Origin of the sequence: Sulfuricella sp. T08, from assembly GCF_000971475.1 — a bacterium.
Classification (GTDB): Bacteria; Pseudomonadota; Gammaproteobacteria; order Burkholderiales; family Sulfuricellaceae; genus Sulfuricella.
This window is the reverse complement of sequence record NZ_DF967522.1, coordinates 239,296-256,169: the sequence shown is the minus strand read 5'-3', so window position 1 is coordinate 256,169 and position 16,874 is coordinate 239,296. Positions and strand designations below refer to the sequence as shown.

The 16,874-nt window shown below is 58.1% G+C and carries 11 protein-coding genes; 4 read left to right on the top strand and 7 right to left on the bottom strand.

The features are described 5' to 3' along the window. From SCT_RS01520 to SCT_RS01490, 7 genes are read right to left on the bottom strand one after another with little or no spacing between them, the layout of a single operon-like run. On the bottom strand, positions 1-657 hold the full coding sequence (locus SCT_RS01520; RefSeq protein WP_059418124.1) for a thiol:disulfide interchange protein DsbA/DsbL: 657 nt from the start codon (positions 655-657) through the stop codon (positions 1-3). Positions 658-690: 33 nt separating this feature from the next. Further along, the gene (locus SCT_RS01515; RefSeq protein WP_059418122.1) at positions 691-1,305 is read right to left on the bottom strand and encodes an SPOR domain-containing protein; all 615 of its coding nucleotides are present in this window, start codon (positions 1,303-1,305) and stop codon (positions 691-693) included. A gap of 12 nt (positions 1,306-1,317) precedes the next feature. Beyond that, complete coding sequence (gene argS / locus SCT_RS01510; protein WP_059418119.1) at positions 1,318-3,039, bottom strand: arginine--tRNA ligase; 1,722 nt, start codon at positions 3,037-3,039, stop codon at positions 1,318-1,320. Positions 3,040-3,093: 54 nt separating this feature from the next. Continuing rightward, complete coding sequence (locus SCT_RS01505) at positions 3,094-5,277, bottom strand: primosomal protein N' (protein WP_059418117.1); 2,184 nt, start codon at positions 5,275-5,277, stop codon at positions 3,094-3,096. Between the two features lie 25 nt (positions 5,278-5,302). Then, positions 5,303-6,370 carry a uroporphyrinogen decarboxylase gene (hemE, locus tag SCT_RS01500; protein WP_059418115.1) on the bottom strand — a complete coding sequence of 356 codons (1,068 nt, stop codon included), beginning with the start codon at positions 6,368-6,370 and terminating at the stop codon, positions 5,303-5,305. A gap of 53 nt (positions 6,371-6,423) precedes the next feature. Further along, on the bottom strand, positions 6,424-7,860 hold the full coding sequence (locus SCT_RS01495; protein ID WP_059418112.1) for a glutamate synthase subunit beta: 1,437 nt from the start codon (positions 7,858-7,860) through the stop codon (positions 6,424-6,426). Beyond that, positions 7,861-12,543, bottom strand: coding sequence for a glutamate synthase-related protein (locus SCT_RS01490; RefSeq protein WP_189799633.1), 4,683 nt, complete (start codon positions 12,541-12,543; stop codon positions 7,861-7,863). It lies immediately after the preceding gene. A 458-nt stretch (positions 12,544-13,001) separates the two neighbouring features. On the opposite strand from SCT_RS01490, the gene SCT_RS01485 reads away from it, so the two are divergent. The 4 genes from SCT_RS01485 to SCT_RS01470 all read left to right on the top strand — a co-directional run bounded on the left by SCT_RS01485 (position 13,002) and on the right by SCT_RS01470 (position 16,874). After that, positions 13,002-13,796, top strand: a complete 795-nt coding sequence (locus tag SCT_RS01485) for a hypothetical protein (protein WP_202812094.1) — start codon at positions 13,002-13,004, stop codon at positions 13,794-13,796. A gap of 196 nt (positions 13,797-13,992) precedes the next feature. Further along, a complete protein-coding gene (locus SCT_RS01480) occupies positions 13,993-14,907 on the top strand; it encodes a hypothetical protein (protein ID WP_059418111.1) in 915 nt (304 codons plus the stop codon). A gap of 29 nt (positions 14,908-14,936) precedes the next feature. Beyond that, positions 14,937-15,794, top strand: a complete 858-nt coding sequence (locus tag SCT_RS01475; protein WP_059418110.1) for a ThiF family adenylyltransferase — start codon at positions 14,937-14,939, stop codon at positions 15,792-15,794. Beyond that, the gene (locus tag SCT_RS01470) at positions 15,795-16,874 is read left to right on the top strand and encodes a nitroreductase family protein (protein ID WP_059418106.1); all 1,080 of its coding nucleotides are present in this window, start codon (positions 15,795-15,797) and stop codon (positions 16,872-16,874) included.

Below are 16,874 nucleotides of genomic sequence, written 5' to 3'. Positions count from 1 at the left end.
CTATTTGCCGGCGCGCTCCTGCCGCGCCTGCTTGATCAACTGGTCGAGTGCCGACATCAAGCCGGCATGGCTGCCGGTGTTCGATACGGATGTGCGATATTTACCATCCACGATAACCGTGGGAACACCACTAATCCCATAGGCTTGAGTAAGCTGCTTGGCACGCAACGCCTTGCTCTGGGTTGAGAAGGAAGAATAGTTATCGATAAAGCTTTTTCGGGGGATGCCCTGTTTTTCAACCCAGTCAAAGATTGCGTTGTCGTCATTGAAGCGAATGTGACTGACGTGAATGGCATTGAAAAATTCGCCATGCAGCTTTTCGGTCAGGCCCATGGCTTCGAAGGTATAAAACACCTTGGCTAGAGGTGTCCAGTCGGCACGGAAAATTGCCGGCAAGCGGCGGAACTCGACATCCTTGGGGAGCTGTTTCGACCATTTGCTGATATCCGGATCGAGGTCGAAACAATGTGAGCAGGCGTAGGAAAAGATTTCCAGAACCTCAATTTTCTTCCCTGTTTCCACGGCCTGGGGTGGGGAAACCAGTTCATATTCCTTGCCGGGACGGAGATCTGCTGTTGCATTGAGCCCGACCAGGGCCAAAGCAACAGCTAGGAAAATGCGCAGGGAAAAGGGACGGAAGAAAGGGATAAAATTCATGTTGTCTACTCCGGAATAATTAATTTCAGTGAGTTAATTTGTCGACGGTCCTTTGACCTTGACCAGGCTGGAGGCAATGTCGTTCTGCGTGAGCAAGGTGCGAGAGCGGCTCATGTCCTCGATGTTGGCAAAAGGCCCGATGCGTACCCGGTGCCAGACTCCCTTGTCGGGAATGTCAGCCGTTTGGATGACCGCTTCCAAGCCGAGGAGGGCGAGACGCGCTTTCATGTTGTCAGCTTCGGCTGCCGCTTGAAAAGAGCCGACCTGAAGAAAATAGCTATCTTTGGCGACGCCTTCCTGCTTGGTGGCTTGTTTGATTTCCTGTTCTGACACCGGCGCCTCGCTGCCAGGCAAAATAGTATAGAAATCAAACCGGGGTTTGTCGGAAGACTTGCCATTTTTGCCTGCCACATCGGGTGGCGCAGCATCTTGCGAGGCGGTGTCGTTTTTTGTCGCTGCCTTGGTGGATGTGGATGCCTCAGGCTGTTTGTCTCGGCTGGCGAAGGGCTTGGGGCTGAAGTTAATGTAAAGGGCAACACCGATCGCTACGGCGAGACCGACGGTCAGCCCGATCAGTACGCCCGTAAATAATGAGCTACCCCCTTTTCTGGAGGAAGTGCGGTCGGGTTTTTTGTAATCACGGCTCATAATTTACCAAACCTACATTTTTTCCGGGCTGCCAACGCCAAGCAGGGTTAACCCATTACGCAATACTTGCCGGACGGCGATAATCAGTGCCAGGCGGGCTAGTCGCAGAGTGTTGTCTGGAACTAAAAACTGCTCCGCATTATAGTAACTGTGAAACTCGCCGGCCAGATCCTTGAGGTAATAGGCGATCAGGTGGGGGGAAAGTTCCCTGGCCGCGCTTTCCACAATACCTGAATAGTCGTTCAACAGGTTCATCAGGGCAAGCTCGTGCTTGCCGCCCAAGGCTCCGGTTTCCGCATCGGCCAGCTCTGCTGCGTCGCCCCCCCATTGCCCCAGTACGCTGCAGACTCGGGCATGCGCATACTGGATGTAATACACTGGATTTTCGTTGCTCTGCGATTTGGCCAGTTCCAGATCGAAGTCGAGGTGCTGGTCGCTTTTGCGCAGCACGTAAAAAAACCGCGCGGCATCGTTGCCAACCTCTTCACGCAACTCGCGCAAGGTGACGAAGTTGCCGCTACGCGTGGACATCGGCAATTTTTCAGCGCCGCGCCAGAGCACGGCGAACTGAACCAGGGCGATAACCAGTCGCTCGGCATCCAGTTCCAGTGCGGTCAGCGCACCTTTGACGCGGGCAATGTAGCCATGGTGGTCCGCACCCCAGACATTAACGACGCGGTCGAAGCCGCGTTCATATTTGTTCAGGTGATAGGCGATATCAGAGGCGAAATAGGTGTAAAGGCCATTCTCGCGCTGTACCACGCGATCTTTCTCGTCACCGAAGTGGGTGGAGCGGAACCACTTTGCGCCGTCCTGCAGGTAAATATGGCCATGCTTTTCCAGGTCGGCGACGGCGCGATCCACCAACCCGGTGTCGAATAGCGATTTTTCCGAAAACCAGGAGTCGAAAGTAACGCCGAACTCGGTCAGGTCGTTGCGGCAATCTTCTAGCTGCTCGGTCAGGGCAATGTTGTGGATATAAGCGTAACCCTCGCCCAGAAGCTTCTTGGCATTGGCGATCAGGGCATCGAGATGGCCCTCGGCATCCTCCTCATGGGCGGGGACGCTCTCCAGAATAGAGCCCGGCTGGTGCAGGTAACGATCACCGTGGGCTTCCTGGATCAGGCCTGCCATGTCGCGCACGTAGCCGCCCTGATAGGCGTTGGCCGGGAATGCGACGTGTACGCCGTTCAGTTCCAGATAGCGCAGCCAGGTGGAAAGAGCCAGGATATCCATTTGCCGGCCGGCATCGTTGACGTAGTACTCACGGGCAACTTTATAACCGGCAGCGCCAAGCACATTCGCAAGGCTCATGCCAAATGCCGCGCCACGTCCGTGGCCGACGTGCAACGGGCCAGTGGGGTTGGCGGAAACGAATTCGACCTGGATTTTGAGTCCTTGTCCCAGGGTGCTGCAGCCGAAATTCGACCCCTGCGCAAGGACTTGCTTGATGACCTGCTGCTTGGCATCCGGGGTCAAGAACAGGTTGATGAAGCCGGCGCCGGCAATTTCAGTTTTTTCTACAAAAGGAGAGGCAGGCAAAGCGTTGAGCAGCTTAGTCGCGATTTCCCGAGGATTGCCGCGCAGTGGGCGCGCCAGCTGCATCGCCAGATTGCAGGCGAAATCGCCGTGTTGCACCTGCTTGGGGCGAGTGATTTCAAAAGCGGTGCCGGCGTGTTCCGGCGCGACTTCTTTCAGGGCTTGGGCAAATAGTTCGGAAAGGTGATGTTTCAAAGCGGTAACTTTAGCGTAAAACCGACATTTTAGCGGCTATTCGCTCATGCTGCACTAAAACTCCAGAGGGTCGACATCCAGAGACCAGCGGACATTCCCGCCCATGCTGAACAGGGATTTATTCCAGGCGCTGAGAAAAGCCTGCAAAGCGCCACGGGATGTGGCCTGGACCAGCAAGTGCGCGCGCTCCATACCAGCCAGGCGGGCCATCTGGGCCGGAACCGGATCGAACAGGCTGACGTCGAAATCTCGGGGAGCAACACCCTGCGCTTTGCGCAGGAATGCCAAGGCAGTTTCTACTTGCGGTGCTTCGGCACGCAGCAGGGCCTGGTGGCAAAAGGGCGGGAATTCCGCCTGCTTGCGCTCGGTCAACAGGGTTTCGGCAAATCCCGGGTAGTCGTGCCGGATCAGCGCCTGGAACAGGGGGTGGGTGGGAAACTGGGTCTGGATCAGCACTTCGCCGGGGAGGGTGTCGCGCCCGGCGCGCCCCGCGACCTGCATCAGTTGCGCGAAGAGCCGTTCCGAGGCGCGGAAATCGGAGCTGTAAAGCGCGCCATCCGCATTCACCACGCCGACCAGGGTGAGCTTCTTGAAGTCGTGGCCTTTTGCCAGTAGCTGGGTGCCGATCACGATATCCACCTCCGCCGCGTGGATGCGCTCCAGCATTTCGGGCAAAGCCTGCTTGCGCCGGGTGCTGTCGCGGTCGACGCGCAGGATGCGGGCGGCGGGAAACAGGTTGCCCAAGGTATCCTCCAGTCGTTGCGTGCCTTGGCCGAGAGGTGCCAGGTCGGCATTGCCGCAATCCGGGCAGGTGGGGGGGATGCGCGATTCGTGGCCGCAATGATGGCAGCGCAGGCGTTTCTCGCGCAGGTGAACAACCAGCCGGCTGGAACAGCGGTGGCAGGTGGAGACCCATCCGCACTGGCCGCAGCGCATCACCGGGGCATAGCCGCGGCGGTTGATGAAAACCAGGCTTTGCTCACCGCGTTCCAGGCGCACGCGCAGCGCATCGATCAAGGAGTCAGACAGGCCATCGACCAGCTTGGCGCGACTGATGTCGATGCAGTGGATGGCCGGCAGCGCAGCTTCCGCGATGGCTCGTGCCGGCAGTTCCAGTTTTTGGTAGCGGCCGATGCTGGCGTTGTACCAGGTTTCCAGCGCGGGCGTGGCCGAGCCGAGAATCACCGGCGTGCCGGCCTGTTTGCCGCGTGCGATGGCCATGTCGCGCGCGGAATACCTCAGCCCGTCCTGCTGCTTGAATGAGCCGTCGTGTTCTTCGTCCACCACGATCAGTTTCAGTTTCGGCATCGGCGTGAACAGGGCCAGGCGGGTGCCGAGCACGATTTTGGCTTTCCCGGATTGCGCCAGCGACCAATTTCGCAGTCGTTCCCCGGCGGAGAGGCGGCTGTGCAGGCTGACCTGGCAGGTATCCGGGAAGCGGGCGCGAAAGCGCGATTCCAACTGTGGCGTGAGGTTGATTTCCGGCACCAGCACCAAGGCCTGCCCGCCACGTTGCAAAACCTGTGCGATGACCCGCAAATAGACTTCCGTTTTGCCGCTGCCGGTGATGCCATACAGCAACCAGACCTGAAAATGATCCTGGCCGGACAGAATGGCGGTGACCGCCTGCTCCTGCGGTGGTGTCAGCGGCGGTAGCCCGTCTGTCTTGACCGGTGCGAGCACAGGCTCGGCTATTTCATCGCTTTCCGCGGCCCACCCTTGCGCGATAAATTCCCTGAGGGCCTGCAAGGCGCTCGGGGAAAGGCCGGCAATGTCGTTGCGTGCAAGCGTGCCGGCCTGCTTCAGACTTTGCAGCAGCTTGCGCTTGACGATCGCGCGGGTGGGCAAGGCATCGGCTTCGAGCGCGAGTCCCGCCTCGGTCAGCCGGTAGCCGGTGGGGTTGGTGCGCGCAACCGGCTTGGTCTGGCGCAGGGGGACGGGCAGTGCGTTGAGAACGACTTCGCCCAAAGGGTGGTGATAGTAGTCGGCGCAGAAGCGCAGCAGGTGGAATATTTCTTCGGACAGGGGCGGCGTGTCGCGAAAGACCTGAAGCACCGGTTTGATGCGCCCCGGTGACAGGTCGGAATGGTCGGAAATTTCGGCGACCACGCCGACCATCTGACGCCGACCGAATGAAACCAGAACCCGGTCGCCGATTGCGATGTTGTCCTGGTCCGCTGCGGAATAGTCAAACAGGGTGTCGAGTGGGACGTCCAGTGCGACACGAAGAATCTTCATGCCCAATACAGCATTATTTGGGTGCTTACGCGTGGTACGGCTTGCTCAGTTCGTGCACCGCCTCGACCATGGCGGCGGCATTTTCCGGATTGGTGAACTGCGAAATGCCATGCCCCAGGTTGAATACGTGGCCGCTGCCCTTGCCATAGCTGTGCAGGACTTTGCCCACTTCGGTGCGGATGGCATCGGGATTGCTGAACAATACTGCCGGATCAAGGTTGCCTTGCAGCCCGACCTTGTCGCCGACACGAGCACGCGCCTGGCCGATGTCGATAGCCCAGTCCAGCCCGACTGCGTTGCAGCCGGTAGCGGCGATGCTTTCCAGCCACAGTCCGCCGCCCTTGGTGAAGATGATATTGGGTATGGTGGCGCCATTATGTTCACGGATCAGTCCGCTGACGATCTGCTCCATGTAGGGCAGAGAAAATTCATGGTAAGCAGCGTGGGACAGCGCCCCGCCCCAGGAGTCGAAAATCATTACTGCCTGTGCGCCGGCTTCGATCTGCGCATTGAGATAGCTGGTCACGGCGCGAGCGTTGATGTCGAGGATGTGATGCAGCAGTTCCGGGCGCTGGTAGAGCATGGTCTTGACCAAAGCAAAATCCGAGCTGCTGCCGCCCTCGACCATGTAGCAGGCCAGCGTGAACGGGCTGCCAGCAAAGCCGATCAGGGGCACTTCATTGTTGAGCGTCTTGCGGATCTGGCTTACGGCATCCATCACATAGCGCAGATGCACGTTTGGGTCAGGTACGGCCAAGTCGCGAATTTCCCATTCGTCGCGCAGCGGACGCTCGAATTTGGGTCCTTCGCCGGTACTGAAATAAAGACCCAGACCCATGGCGTCGGGAATGGTGAGTATGTCTGAAAACAGGATGGCGGCGTCGAGCGGGAAGCGTGCCAGCGGCTGCATAGTGACTTCGGTGGCGAGATTGGGGTTCTTGCATAAAGACAGGAAATCACCGGCTCTGCCACGCGTCTGATTGTATTCCGGTAGATAGCGTCCGGCCTGCCGCATCATCCACACCGGGGTGTATTCGGTTGGCTGGCGCAACAGGGCGCGCAGGAAGGTATCGTTTTTTAGTTTGTTGCTCATTTTATAACCCTCTTCCCCAACCCCTCGCCCGCAAGCGGGCGAGGGGGGTAAAATTACCGGGGTAAATCGGAAAAGCCCATCAGGTATTCATCGACGGCACGTGCGGCCTGGCGGCCTTCGCGTATGGCCCACACTATCAGCGATTGGCCGCGGCGCATATCGCCGGCAGCGAACACCTTGTCCACCGAAGTTTTGTAGCAGCCCGCACCATCCGTCGCGGCCTTGGCGTTGCCGCGGCCATCCTTCTCCACTCCGAACGCTTCCAGAACCTTTTGCACCGGGCTGACGAATCCCATTGCCAGCAGTACCAGATCGGCCTGTATCTCGAATTCGCTGCCGGGTATTTCGAGCATCTTGCCGGCATTCCATTCCACGCGCACGCAGTTCAGTTTTTCGACCTTGCCACTGGCGCCGAGGAATGCCTTGGTCGTGACCGACCAGTCGCGCGTGCAGCCTTCTTCCTGTGAACTGGAAGTGCGCAGCTTGAGTGGCCAGTTGGGCCAGGTCAGCGCCTTGTCTTCCTGTTCGGCAGGGCGCGGCATCACCTCGATCTGGGTTACCGAGGCCGCTCCCTGGCGGATCGAGGTGCCCACGCAGTCGGAGCCAGTATCTCCGCCGCCGATCACCACGACATGTTTGCCGGAGGCCAATATCTGTTGAGGCAGCACATCGCCGGCAACCACCTTGTTCTGCTGCGGCAGGAACTCCATGGCGAAATGCACGCCCGATAGTTCCCGTCCTGGTGCCGGTAAATCACGGGCTTGTTCCGCACCGCCGGTCAAAATCACGGCATCGAACTCATCCTTCAGTTTTTGAGCCGGCACGTCCTCGCCGACTTGTTGATTGACGCGAAATTCCACTCCCTCTGCGCGCATTTGTTCGATGCGGCGGTCGATGTGCGACTTCTCGAATTTGAAATCGGGAATGCCATAGCGCAACAGTCCACCGATGCGGTCATTCTTTTCGAACACCACCACGCCATGTCCGGCACGCGCCAGTTGCTGCGCGCAGGCCAGACCGGCGGGGCCGGAGCCGACTATCGCGACCGTCTTGCCGGTCTTCTTCTGTGCCGGCAGCGGTACGACCCAGCCTTGCTCCCATCCTTTGTCGATAATCGCGTGCTCGATGGACTTGATGCCCACCGCATCATCGTTGATGTTCAGCGTACACGCAGCCTCGCAGGGTGCAGGGCAAACGCGACCAGTGAACTCGGGAAAGTTGTTGGTGGAATGCAGCACGTCGAGTGCCCTTTTCCAATCAGCCAAGCTGCCTCGGTACACCAAGTCATTCCAGTCCGGAATGATGTTGTTGATGGGGCAGCCGCTGGTACAGAAAGGGATGCCGCAGTCCATGCAGCGCGCTCCCTGTATGGCGGCTTGTTCGTCGGTCAGGTGCTGCACGAATTCGCGGTAGTTTTTCAGGCGTTCCGCGACGGGAAGGCTCGCCTCGTTCTGGCGGCGCAATTCCATGAATCCGGTAGGCTTGCCCATTTATGCAACCTCCTTCAACTTGGCCTGTTGCGTTGCGATTTCCTGCAAGGCGCGGCGATACTCGGTAGGCATGACCTTGACGAACTTCGGCAGATAGCGCGCCCAGTTATCCAGAATATTCTTCGCGCGCGTGCTGCCGGTGTAGCGCAGATGCTTCTCGATTTTCCCGCGTAGCGCGGCTTCGTCGGCTTTGCCGAGAGGATTAAAATGTACCCTTCCATGCCCTTCCACGGCACCGGTTTCGCTGGCGGCCACTTCTTCGGGTATCGGCTCCAACTGTACCATGGACAAATTGCAGCGACGTTCGAAGCTGCCGTCCTCGTCGAGCACGTAGGCTACGCCACCGGACATGCCTGCCGCAAAATTGCGTCCGGTCTGACCCAGTACGATCACCATGCCCCCAGTCATGTATTCGCAGCCGTGGTCGCCTAGACCTTCCACCACCGCGACAGCCCCAGAATTACGCACCGCGAAGCGCTCACCCGCTACGCCGCGGAAGTAGCATTCGCCGCTGGTCGCCCCGTACAGCACGGTGTTGCCGACGATGATGTTTTCTTCAGCCACGATCTTGCATTCCTTGGGCGGCATCACCACGATGCGCCCGCCGGACAAACCTTTGCCGACATAGTCATTGCCTTCGCCGGATAGCTCGAAGGTGACGCCATGGGCGAGGAAGGCGCCGAAGCTCTGCCCTGCCGTGCCAGTCAGCTTCACCGTGATGGTGTTGTCCGGCAGTCCGGCATGACCGTAGCGTTTCGCTACTTCGTGCGACAGCATGGCACCGGCGGTGCGGTTGACGTTGCCGATAGCGCTGTTTATCACCACCGGTTGCCGGGTCTCCAGGGCGGCCTTGGCCTGTGCGATGAGTTGATGGTCCAGTGCCTTGTCCAGGCCGTGATCCTGCGCCTCGGTGTGGAGGCGCGCCACGCTGGACGGCATGGCCGGCTGATGGAATACCTTGGAGAAGTCCAGTCCCCCAGCTTTCCAGTGCGCAATACCCTGCTTCATGTCGAGCAGATCGCTGCGCCCGACCAGGTCATCGAACTTGCGGATGCCCATCTGCGCCATGATCTCGCGCGCTTCTTCGGCGACAAAGAAGAAGTAATTCACCACGTGCTCGGGCTGGCCGGTGAATTTCCTGCGCAGCGCGGGGTCTTGTGTCGCCACGCCCACCGGGCAGGTATTCAGGTGGCACTTGCGCATCATGATGCAGCCTTCTACCACCAGCGGCGCGGTGGCAAAGCCGAATTCGTCCGCGCCCAGCAAGGCGCCGATCAGCACATCGCGCCCGGTCTTGAGCTGCCCGTCCACCTGCAAGGCAACGCGCCCGCGCAGCTGGTTCAGCACCAGGGTCTGCTGGGTTTCCGCCAGGCCGAGTTCCCACGGCGTGCCGGCATGCTTGATGGAAGACAGCGGCGATGCGCCGGTGCCGCCATCGTAGCCGGCTACCACGATGTGGTCTGCCTTGGCTTTGGATACGCCGGCTGCCACCGTGCCCACGCCTACTTCGGAGACCAGCTTGACCGAGATGGACGCGCTGGGATTGGCATTTTTCAGGTCATGGATCAGCTGCGCGAGATCTTCGATCGAGTAAATATCGTGGTGCGGCGGTGGGGAAATAAGGCCCACACCGGGTACCGAGAAGCGCAACTGGGCGATATATTCGGAGACCTTGTGGCCGGGCAGCTGACCGCCCTCGCCAGGCTTGGCTCCCTGCGCCATCTTGATCTGGATCTGGTCGGCGCTGGACAGGTATTCCGCCGTCACGCCGAAGCGGCCGGATGCCACCTGCTTGATCCGGGAGCGTAGCGAATCGCCTTCTTTCATCACCAGGTCGCGTTCAATACGACCCTTGCCGATAATCTCGGAGAGCTTTTCGCCGCCCTTCACTGCCTTGAACCGAGCGGCGTCTTCGCCACCTTCGCCGGTATTGGATTTGCCGCCGATGCGGTTCATTGCGATGGCCAGCGTGGTATGCGCCTCGGTAGAAATGGAGCCAAGCGACATCGCGCCGGTGACGAAACGCTTGACGATCTCTTTCGCCGGTTCCACTTCATCCAGCGGTACCGGGGCACCCGCCGGCCTGATTTCGAACAGCCCGCGCAAGGTCTTCAATTGCTCGCTCTGGTCGTTGATCAGCTTGGCATATCCCTTGTAAGTCTGAAAATTGTTGGAGCGCGTGGCGTGTTGCAGTTTGGCGATGACATCCGGTGTCCACATGTGGGCTTCGCCGCGCACCCGGTAGGCGTATTCGCCGCCCGCTTCCAGCGCGTTGGACAGGACCGGATCGTCGCTGAATGCAGACTGATGGGTGCGCACGGTTTCTTCAGCGATTTCGTGCAGGCCTATGCCTTCGATCTGGGTTGCTGTGCCGGTGAAATATTGCGCTACGAAGCCGGCGTTAAGGCCGACCGCTTCGAAAATCTGGGCGCCGCAATAGGACTGGTAAGTCGAGATGCCCATCTTGGACATGACTTTTAACAACCCCTTGTTTATTGCCTTGATGTAGCGCTTATTGGCCTCTTTGCCGGTCAGCCCGGTGGGCAGGGAGCCGGCCAGGGCATCAACGGTTTCAAAGGCCAGCCAGGGACATACCGCCTCGGCGCCATAGCCGGCGAGCAGGGCGAAGTGATGTGTTTCTCGGGCGGAACCCGTGTCTACCACCAGACCGGTGCTGGTGCGCAGGCCTTTGCGCACCAGGTGATGGTGCACCCCCGCGCAAGCCAGTAATGCCGGGATGGCTGCACGGTTACGCGATATTGCCCGGTCGGACAGGATCAATACGTTATAACCCCCTGCCACGGCCGCGTCGGCAGCCACGCACAAGGCTGAGATCGCTGCTTCGCAGCCTGCCGAGCCCTGCGTGACTGGATAGGTGATATCCAGTATCCGGGTTTTATAGCGTCCCTGCGTCAGCTGGTCGATGTCGCGCAGCTTCGCCAGGTCCTCATTGGACAGCACCGGTTGGTGGACTTCCAGGCGCAGCGGCGGATCGGTCTCGTCGATGCCGAGCAGGTTGGGTTTCGGCCCGATGAACGAGGTCAGCGACATCACGATCTCTTCGCGGATCGGATCGATCGGCGGATTCGTCACCTGGGCAAACAGTTGTTGAAAATAATCGTACAGCGATCTGTTCTTGTCGGAGAGCACCGGCAACGCGGAATCGTTGCCCATGGAGCCGGTCGCTTCCTCGCCTGCCGCAGCCATGGGCGCGAGGATAAACTTGAGATCTTCCTGCGTATAGCCGAAGGCTTGCTGGGTGTCGAGCAGTGTTTCCTGGAGCGCAGTCTTGCCGTCTACGCCGGGCAGATCACCAAGAAAATAACGCGATTTCTCGATCCACTCGCGGTAAGGCTTGGCGGTGGCGAGATGCTGTTTCAGTTCGGCGTCGTCCACAATACGGCCTGCCCGCAGGTCGATCAGGAACATCTTGCCCGGCTGCAAGCGCCATTTTTTCACGATCTTGTGTTGCGGAATGTCGAGTACGCCCATTTCGGACGCCATCAGCACCACATCATCGTCGGTAATCAGGTAGCGCGCCGGACGCAGGCCATTGCGATCCAGAGTCGCGCCGATCTGGCGTCCATCGGTGAAGGCCACAGCGGCGGGGCCGTCCCATGGCTCCATCAGGGCTGCGTGGTATTCGTAAAAAGCGCGGCGTTCTTCGTCCATCAGGGGGTTTCCCGCCCAAGCTTCAGGTATCAGCAGCATCATCGCGTGAGGAAGCGAGTAGCCACCCGCCACCAGTAGCTCGAGGGCATTGTCGAAGCAGGCCGAGTCGGACTGGCCGTCCACGATCAGGGGCCACAGCTTTTCCAGGTCAGCACCCAGCAGCTTCGAGGACATCGCCGCATGCCTTGCCGCCATCCAGTTCACGTTGCCCCGCATGGTATTGATCTCGCCGTTGTGGGCAATCATGCGGAAAGGGTGGGCCAGATCCCAGGTGGGGAATGTGTTGGTGGAGAAGCGCTGGTGGACCAGCGCCAGCGCGCTGATTACGTTCTCGTTTTGCAGGTCGAGGTAATATTTGCCGACCTGGTTGGCCAGCAGCATGCCTTTGTAAACGATGGTGCGCGCGGACAGGGACGGGATATAGAAGCCTCCCCCCTGATTGTCGGGCAGGCTGCGCACGGCATGTTCCGCGGTCTTGCGGATTACAAATAATTTGCGTTCGAAACTGTCGGCATCCAGGCTCTGCGCCCCTCGACCGATGAATACCTGGCGTACGACCGGCTCTACCGCCTTGACGCTTTCGCCCAGGCTGGCGTTGTCCACCGGCACATCGCGCCAGCCCAGCAAGATTTGACCTTCCGCCGCGATTTTTTCGGCAATCGCGTGTTCGCAGGCGGCTCGCGCCACAATATCGCGCGGCAGAAAGATCATGCCGACCCCGTACTCTCCGGCCTCTGGCAAGTTCACGCCCTGAGCGGAACAGGAGAGCCGCAAAAATGCGTCAGGAACCTGGATCAGAATGCCTGCGCCATCGCCCGCCAAGGGATCAGCACCAACCGCGCCGCGATGGGTGAGATTTTCTAGAATCTGCAAGCCCTGACGTACCATGTCATGGCTCTGTTTGCCCTTGATGTGCGCGACAAATCCCACGCCGCACGCGTCGTGCTCCTGGCGGGGATCATACAAGCCCTGTTGTACCGGCAACGAAAGATGGCTCACGTTGTTCCTCATCAAATCATGTACAGCTAATTTTTAAAGTATTGATTTCATAACGCTGCGATGCCTATAGTAAAATCAGCGCGAAAGGGCGGAAATGTTACCCCGTCTCGAGCCGGATGGCAACCATGAGCCTATATCACGGAGCCCCTTCCTGTGCTTTGCTTGCATCGACTTCGTTGAGATGCTGGGCCTTATCAGTTTGGGGCGGTTTCTCTTTGGGCGGAGGGTATGGAACTGAATCGCTGGAGTTATGTCGAAATTTAGTTATACGCTATAACTAAACTAAGCAGATTGCAGAACAGGACTGAATCAAGCTTATAGTTAATATGTTGGATGCAAAATTCTACTGGTCGAAGCCGGTCAAATATTCGGTTTAAGCGTTGGATCAATAAGTGTTGTAAGGGGATAGCCCCGTTGCGCCGAGCATGGTTCAGGTAGCGGCAGGAATCTCTTTGCAAGAGGTGGGCAGGATGGCCAAAACTCCCCATGACAGGGGCAAAACGGAAACCGGCGATGCTATTGCCGTGGTCCGTTATGTCCCCATAGAACCGGACCCTCCTTTCCCGGAGGAGGTATGCTCCGGGACCCAGGATACTGCGGTAGATATCAAGTCTTTCAGGATCCGACTTGCCGACAGGGATGAATTCCGTAACTCCGCGAACATGCTCATCAACCGGATGTATTCGTGGAGGGGTTACACTACATCATACCAAACGCCAGCAAGTTCCAACCTGATAACATTGATAGCTACGGAAAACCACTCGACGATCGGAACAATTTCCATCTCTTTCGATTCCCCCCTGGGAATTCTGGCTGACGAAACCTATGAGGAGGAAATCAATATTTTCCGGAGCAAGGGCAGCAGAATTTGCGAATTCACCAAGCTCGCTTTCGACCCAAGTGTCCGCTCAAAACAGGTTCTCGCTTCAGTCTTTCATGTCGCTTTCCTCTACGCTTGGAATATTCGGCATTGCACTGACCTGTTCATCGAGGTCAATCCGAGGCACCGACGTTTTTATGAAAGACTGCTGGGCTTCAAACAGCACGGGAAAATTAAGAACAACCCGCGCGTCAACGCTCCAGCGGTATTGCTATGGCTTGATCTTGGTTATGCGGAACACCAAATCCAGAAATTCGGTGGGTCAAACAGTCACCCTGGATCTGAAAAGTCCTTATATCCTTATTTTTTTTCCCACCGAGAGGAGGAGGGTATTGCCCACAGGCTATTGGACCTGAACAGAGATGGCCGTGAAATGGTCAGTTGAAACCCCCTGGATTCCCGCACACCTCTCTCCAACCCTCTCCATTGGGAAGAGGGTTAGATGAGAGTCGGCGGGGAATGACGGATGCACGATTGATTGCCTACCCAATAAAGCGTAGATTACTTAAAGCGTAGATTACTGTTAAAGCATCGAGTTATCCTGCATTGTTGCCGTAATCACGGTTATCAGCAACAAACGGATGATGAGACTACTCAAACTGCATACAACTTATTCGGCCCAGAGCATGCTTGATATTCACAATTTTTTTTCTGGCATCATGCATGGCCGTAGGAAGGCAGATGCATGGAACATGCCGGATATTCGCAAATTTCTTTTTGGCAACAGGAAGCGCCATAGGAAGCCGGACGAATGGGATAAAACCATTGTCGCTTTCTCGCCCAACTTGGCGCCCAACTGGTTCAGAGATCTTGCCTTGCCGGCACCTCAGGACGTTGCGAATCTGCAGGATGACAAGGCCGAACAGCAGGTTTTCAAGGTTCGCCTTGCCAACAGCGAAGACCGCCGTAAATCAGCCAGCCTGCTCATCCAGAAAATGTATGACTGGCGTGGCTATGAGGCCGATGCCTTAAGCCATGATCCCAACAAGATAACCCTGGCGGTCTACCAGGAAGATAAAGTGGTGGGCACAATGTCCTTGGGCATGGACTCCCCCCAAGGCATGGTGGTGGACCAGCTTTACAAGCAGGAGGCAGATCAACTGCGCGCAGCAGGAAGAAAACTTTGCGACATCACCCGGCTAGCCGTGGATCATGACATCAAGTCAAAAAGTGTATTGGCCTCCTTGTTTCATATGGCATTCATTTATGGACACAATATTCACCACGCAACGGATTTTCTGATTGAAGTGAATCCGCGCCACGTGCTTTTCTATGAACGCATGATGGGATTTGAACCATTTGGTGAAGAAAAGACATGCCCCAGGGTCAATGCGCCAGCCGTCCTGATGAGACTGGATGCAGCCCACGCGGATGAACAGATAATCCGCTACGGCGGGATAGGAGTCGCCGCCACGGGCGTGAGGTCGATCTACCCCTATTTTTTCTCGCATGATGATGAATTGGGTATCACGCAGCGTCTGCTTAAGGGAGAATGACCCCCTGTGGGGTTCTCTGGTTTGATCGCATGCAATCCTTTACCTATGACGAAGCTTTTTCCCGCAACATCGGCTGGCTTACCCGGCAGGAGCAGCAACAGTTGCGCCACAAACGGGTGGCGATTGCCGGCTTGGGCGGCGTGGGAGGGGTACACCTGCTGACGCTTTGTCGGCTGGGCATAGGCAAATTTCATCTGGCCGAATTTGATACCTTCGATCTGGCTAATTTCAACCGCCAGGCCGGAGCGACGGTCAGCACCCTGGGTCTGGGCAAGATGGAGGTCATGATCCGCCAGGCGCGCGATATCAACCCTGAGCTTGAAATCAAGGAATTTGCCGGCGGTGTGACAGCCGACAACCTGGATGCCTTTCTGGATGACGTGGACATCTACGTCGATGGCCTGGATTTCTTCGCTTTTCAAGCTCGCCAGCAGGTCTTTGCCGCTTGCGCAACAAAAAATATCCCCGCCGTCACTGCCGCCCCTCTGGGCATGGGTACGGCGGTGCTCAATTTTTTGCCGGGCGGCATGAGCTTTAATGATTATTTTCGTCTGGACGACGGCCCTGAGGCGGAAAAGCCCCTGCGTTTCCTCATGGGACTTGCGCCTGCCCGCCTGCAAATGGGCTACCTGGCCGACCCCTCCACCGTTGATCTGGCCAATCGCAAGGGCCCGTCCACCATCATGGCCTGCCAGCTTTGCGCGGGCGTGGCGGCGACCGAAGCCCTGAAAATTCTTCTGGGTCGAGGCCCGATTCGGGCGGCACCCAAGGGTTATCATTTCGATGCCTACCGCAACAAGCTGGCGCTGACCTGGCGACCCGGCGGTAACCGCAACCCCTTGCAGCGTCTCGTCATTGCCCTCGCCAAGCGCAAGCTCGGACTATAAATGGACCCGATTCCCCAGCCCATCGCAGATATTCTCGAATTCGCCCGCTGGGCGCCCTCCGGCGACAATACCCAGCCCTGGCGTTTTGAGATAATTGACGAGCGCCATCTGATCGTCCACGCTTTTGATACCCGCGATCATTGCGTCTATGACCTGGATGGCCACCCCAGCCAGATTGCCTTGGGCGCGCTGCTGGAAACCCTCGCCATCGCCGCCAGTGCGCATGGCCTGCGGGCGGAATTCAGGCGCCGTCCCGACTCACCGGACACTCACCCTGACTATTTCGTGGAACTGATCCCGGCTAGCCAATTGTCGCCGGATCCCTTGCTGGCCTACATCAAGAACCGTTCCGTGCAGCGTCGGCCCATGCTCACTGCTCCTCTCACCGAAGCACAAAAACAGGCCCTGCAAACCACTGTCGGAAAATTTTACGCCGTGCATTGGTTCGAGGGGGGGTCACAACGCTGGCAGTTGGCCAAATTGATGTATGACAATGCCAAGCTCAGACTCACCCTGCCGGAGGCCTATACGGTACACCGTGACATCATCGAGTGGCAAGCCCGATACAGCGAGGACAAGGTGCCCGATCAGGCGCTGGGGCTGGACAAGATGACTCTTAAATTGATGCGCTGGGTCATGGCGAGTTGGCAGCGTGTCGATTTTTTTAACACTTATTTGGCCGGGCACCTGATGCCGCGGATTGAAATGGATCTGTTGCCCGGCCTGTTCTGTGCCGCCCATTTCGCCTTGCTGGCGCACAAAGCGCCAGAGACGATAGACGATTACGTGGCCGCCGGCCGGGCGGTTCAGCGCTTCTGGCTGACGGCTACAAGTCTGGGCCTGCTGCTGCAGCCAGAGATGACCCCACTGATTTTTGGCCGCTATGTGCGTGAAGACAGGGTGTTCAGTCGCCTGCCCGGTGCCATGGAAACAGCGGCAAACCTGGGCGCCCGGCTTTCCCGGCTGTTGCAGAACGATGCGGTGGAGCGGGCTGTCTTTCTCGGACGAATTGGCAACGGGCGGTCAGCAGCCAGCCGATCCCTGCGACTGTCCGTTGGGCGGTTGATGAACGCAGGATAA